1 protein-coding gene and 1 pseudogene are annotated in these 5,714 nt (G+C 52.4%); both read left to right on the forward strand.

Translation table 11 applies throughout. From position 1 onward, the window contains the following. Positions 1 to 3,565, forward strand: a pseudogene (locus AC9UG7_RS06240) (heme utilization protein); the annotation flags it as partial. Between the two features lie 98 nt (positions 3,566 to 3,663). After that, a partial coding sequence (locus AC9UG7_RS06245) for a beta strand repeat-containing protein (protein ID WP_509585682.1) occupies positions 3,664 to 5,714 on the forward strand: 2,051 nt, incomplete at its 3' end.

Raw genomic sequence — 5,714 nt, forward strand, 5'->3', positions numbered from 1 at the left:
GGTGGCCTTGGCTACCACCCAAACCAGCAGTCTGACCACATCGCAAGTGGCTGCACTGACAACAGCACAAGTGGTGGCGCTCAGCACTTACCAGGTCAGTAACTTGACCACCAAACAACTTGTTGCCATGACCACCAAGCAGGTGGTTGCCATGGCAACAGATGATGAACAATCTTTGACCACTGACCAGTTGACAGCGATGACGACAGCACAACTGTCTGCGAGGACGACAGCGCAGGTGGTGGAATTGAAGACAGACCAGGTGGGCAACTTGACGACTGCGCAGTTGGCTGCGATGACCAGCAAGCAAGTGGCGGCGATGCAGACCGATGACCAACAAGTGCTGACCACAGCGCAACTGGTGGCGTTCACCAGTACCCAAGTGGCGGCGTTGACCACAGACCAGGTGGTGGCCTTGGCTACCACCCAAACCAGCAGTCTGACCACATCGCAAGTGGCTGCACTGACAACAGCACAAGTGGTGGCGCTCAGCACTTACCAGGTCAGTAACTTGACCACCAAACAACTCGTTGCCATGACCACCAAGCAGGTGGTTGCCATGGCAACGGATGACGAACAATCTTTGACCACTGACCAGTTGACAGCGATGACGACCGCACAACTGGCAGCGATGACGACAGCGCAGGTGGTGGCATTGACGACTGGTCAGATTACCAGTCTGTTGACTGCGCAGTTGGCAGCGATGACCACCAAACAAGTGGCTGCGATGGAAACAGTGGATGAACAGTCCCTGAGTACTGATCAGTTGACTGCATTGACAACCGCACAAATGGCGGCGTTGACCACAGACCAAATGGTGGCACTCACCACCTACCAGATTGGCAATCTCAAAACATCTCAATTAGCTGCGCTGAGCGCTACCCAAGTGGCAGCGATGGAAATCACAGATCTACAAAACTTGACCACCGATCAATGGGTGGCCTTGACAAGCACTCAGATCGCGGCATTCACCACCGATCAATGGGCCAGTTTAAGCACAGATCAATTGAGTAATTTAAAGACCACGCAAATTGCTGCCATGACGACTGCACAAGTGGTGGCACTCAGCACTTACCAGGTCGGCAATTTGACGACTGCGCAGTTGGCTGCGATGACCACCAAGCAGGTGGCTGCGATGGAAACTGAAGATGAGCAAGTGTTGTCCACGTCGCAACTGGTGGCGTTTACCAGCACCCAAGTGGCGGCGTTGACCACAGACCAGGTGGTGGCGCTTACCACCTACCAGATCGGCAATCTCAAAACATCTCAATTAGCTGCGCTGAGCGCTACCCAAGTGGCAGCGATGGAAATCACAGATCTACAAAAACTGACCACTGATCAATTCGTGGCCATGACAAGCACTCAGATCGCGGCATTCACCACCGATCAATGGGTCAGTTTAAGCACAGATCAATTGAGTAATTTGAAGACCACACAAATTGCTGCCATGACGACTGCACAAGTGGTGGCACTCAGCACTTACCAGGTCAGTAATTTGGCCACCAAACAACTGACTGCCTTAACCTCTAAACAGGTGGCCGCGATGGAAACTGAGGACGAGCAAGTGTTGTCCACGGCGCAACTGGTGGCGTTCACCAGCGCCCAGGTGGCGGCCATGACCACTAATCAGATTGCTTCCTTGACGACATTACAAGCTGGAAGTTTGACCACCGTACAAATTTCTGGAATGACCAGCAAACAAGTCGCCGTCATCGAAGTCTCAGATCTGGCTGAGTTAAGTTCTGCACAATTGGTTGCCATGTCAACCAGCCTTGTAGCTGCAATGACCACCGAACAACTGAGCAGTCTCAGTACCGCCCAGTTAAGTAATTTAAAAACATCGCAAATTGCCGCGATCACGACTGCGCAATTGGTTGCACTGACGACATCGCAGATAAGTAGCCTCACCACATCGCAAGTTGTTGCATTGACGACCAAGCAAGTTGCCGCGATGGAATCGGTAGATACCAGCTCACTGATGACAAAACAAATGGCGGTCTTGACATCAGATCAAGTCATGGCAATGACAACTGCCCAGTTGTCGAATTTAGATGCCGATCAATTGATAAGTATCAAAACCGCTGCAGTTGCAAGTTTGACAACAGCGCAAATACTGTCTTTGACATCAGATCAGTTCGCAGAATTGACTACTGCTCAAATTGCGTCATTGACATCGGCACAGTTGGCAGTCATCACTACAGATGATGTTCTGGCTATGACCACTGCACAAGTGGCTTCGATCACCACCACTCAGATGCCCGTGATAGCTACTGCAAACATAGCAGCTCTGACAACTGCGCAAGTCGCAAGTTTGAAATCGTCTCAATTGGCAGTATTGACTACCGCCCAAGTTCGGTCAATTGAAACTGAAGATTTGTATACCTTGACAACAACTCAACTCAAAGGATTGACTACTGCAGGTATTGTTTCTTTAGCGACATCGCAACTGGTCGCCATGAGCACAGACCAGTTGGCAGGTATGAGCACTGTGCAAATTGCCGCACTTGCAACAGGGCAAATAGCATCACTCACATCAGATCAAATGGCTAACCTGACGACCTCTCAAATGATCGGTTTGACAACCGATCAACTCAAGGCGATCACGACAGATGATTGGCAGGCCATGGTTACTGCGCAGGTCGCTTCTTTGACTACTGCTCAGGTCGTGGCTATGCGCACAGCACAGATTGCAGCCTTGACTTCTGACCAGGCGGTGAGCTTGAAGTCCTCACAATTGGCCGTATTGAGCACCGATCAAGTCATAGCCATTGAGACCGGCGATCTGTATGCGCTCACAACGGCGCAACTCAAAGGCTTCACCACCTCATCGATTGCATCATTGGCGACGTCTCAATGGGTCGCCATGAGCACAGACCAGTTGGCAGGCCTCAGTACTGAACAAATATCGTCAATGGTAGCGACGCAAGTGGCCGCATTAAGCTCAGATCAAATCAGTAATTTAAGCACTGTGCAAATGGTTGGTTTAACCACCGCACAAGTGGTGGCGATCACAACTGACAACATACAGGCCATGTCAACCGCACAGGTATCCGCTTTGTCCTCACTGCAAGTGGCTGCTTTAACCACAGCACAAATAGTGGCCTTCACATCTGATCAAGCGCTCAGTTTGAAATCCTCGCAATTGGCTGCGTTGACAACAGCTCAAGTTAAATCCATTGCAACCGATGATTTGTATGCATTGACAACCACGCAACTTAAAGGATTGACGACGACACAAATTTCATCTTTGACGACTTCGCAAATTGCTTCCATGGGATCCGATCAAGTCGCTGGCTTGAGCACCACGCAAGTGGTAGCATTCACAACGTTACAAATCGTGGCTTTGTCAAACGAACAAGTGGCCGCTATGTCAACAGCTCAGGTGGCTTCTTTGACGACAACACAAATTGTTGCCATGGAAACAAGTGATGTGGCCTCTGTCACTACCGACCAGATACCTGCGTTGACAACGGCACAACTGTCGGCGATGACCACATCACAAATTGCTGCTTTCAGTGATGAGCAACTTTCGGTGATGAATGCCAATCAAATTAATTCTTTATAAGCATTATTTGAGTTAATTTTCTTTTTTACTAAAGTTTTTCAACTTGCTGTCGATAAGCACTGACGGCCTGGTATTTTCCGGGCGGACAGGAATTATCCATGGCTACAGCAATCACAAGTCTTTCAAGTGCTTCAACCACAACAGTCAGTGCGTGGTCGACTGCAGATATTGCTGTAACTACAACGGCAGAGATGTCTGGGCTAACCAGTGCGCAAGTGGCCGTGATGTCCACGCTGCAGGTTGCCGCCATCAATACCGACGGTATTGCCAGTTTGAGCACTACGACCATCAGCAGTTTGTCTGTTGATCAAATCTTTGGATTGATTACTTCTCAAATTGCCGCCTTGCAGACAACACAGGTGGTGTCCCTGAAAACTTCACAAGTCGCTGCCATAGAGACAACCGACTTGGCGGCCATGACTACTGCACAAGTGGCCGCATTGACGACTGCGCAGGCGGTGGCGCTGACCACGGCGCAAGCAGTGGCATTGACCACAGATCAGGTTGTGGCTTTGGGTACGGCACAAGTCAGCAGCTTGACGACAGCGCAATTGGCTGCCTTGATCACCTCACAAGTTGCTGCGCTTGAGACGACCGATTTGGCGGCCATCACCTCTGCACAAATCACTGGATTGACCACTGCACAAGTGGTGGCTTTGGGCACCGGACAGGTCAGCAATCTGACAACCAAACAATTGGCTGCGATGACGACTGCACAGATCGCAGCCATAGAGACCGCCGACTTGGCGGCCATCACATCGGCCAGCATCACTGCCTTGACCACAGCGCAAATGGTGGCTTTGTCAACTGATCAGGTGGTAGGTCTGGGTACGTTGCAGGTCAGCACCTTGACGACCAAGCAACTGGCGTCGCTGACGACAGCGCAGATCGCGGCCATGGAGACTGCTGACTTGGCAGCAGTTACCTCTGCGAGTATCACAGCAGTAACCACTGCGCAAATGGCGGCGCTGACGACAGCGCAAGTGGTGGGTCTAGGCACAGTTCAAGTCAGTACCTTGACTACATCGCAGTTGGCGGCAATGACAACAGCACAGATCGCGGCCATGGAGACCGCAGATTTAGTGACAGTCACCTCTGCACAGATCACTGGGATAACGACAGCGCAGATGGCATCGTTGACAACAGCGCAAGTGGTGGCCTTGGGTACGACGCAGGTCAGCACTTTGACGACCAAGCAATTGGCGGCGCTGACGACAGAGCAGATCGCGGCGATGGAGACCACTGATTTGGCAGCGGTCACGTCAGCACAAATCACTGCCTTGACCACAGCGCAGATGGCGTCGTTGACGACAGCGCAAGTAGTCGCCTTGGGTACCACGCAGGTCAGCACTTTGACAACCAAGCAACTGGCGGCGATGACGACCGCGCAGATCGCGGCCATGGAGACTGCTGACTTGGTGGTCATCAGTTCGGCCAGCATCAGTGGATTGACCACAGCGCAAGTGGCTGGAATGGGTACAGCCCAGGTCAGCACCTTGACCACGTCGCAGTTGGCGTCGATGACGACAGCACAGATAGCGGCGATGGAGACGGCAGACTTGGCGGCTATTACCTCTGCCAGCATCACTGCCTTGACCACAGCGCAAATGGCGTCGTTGACGACAGCGCAAGTGGTGGCCTTGGGCACAGCCCAGGTCAGCACCTTGACCACCGCGCAGTTGGCGTCTATGACGACCGCGCAGATCGCGGCGATGGAGACCACTGACTTCGCAGCGGTCACGTCTGCACAAATCACTGCCTTGACCACAGCGCAAATGGCGTCGTTGACAACCGCGCAAGTAGTGGGTCTGGGTACGACACAGGTCAGCACATTGACGACCAAGCAATTGGCGGCGATGACAACTGCACAAATGGCTGCCATGGAAACAGCCGATTTGGCGGCGGTCACGTCAGCACAAATCACTGCCTTGACCACAGCGCAAATGGCGTCTCTGACGACAGCGCAAGTGGTGGCATTGGGTACGACGCAGGTCAGCACTTTGACCACGTCGCAGTTGGCGTCTATGACGACCGCGCAGATCGCGGCGATGGAGACCACTGACTTCGCAGCGGTCACGTCTGCACAAATCACAGCACTGACCACAGCGCAGATGGCGTCGTTGACGACAGATCAGGTCGTAGCCTTAGG

Origin of the sequence: Limnohabitans sp. (genome assembly GCF_046052765.1) — a bacterium.
Lineage (GTDB): Bacteria > Pseudomonadota > Gammaproteobacteria > Burkholderiales > Burkholderiaceae_C > Limnohabitans.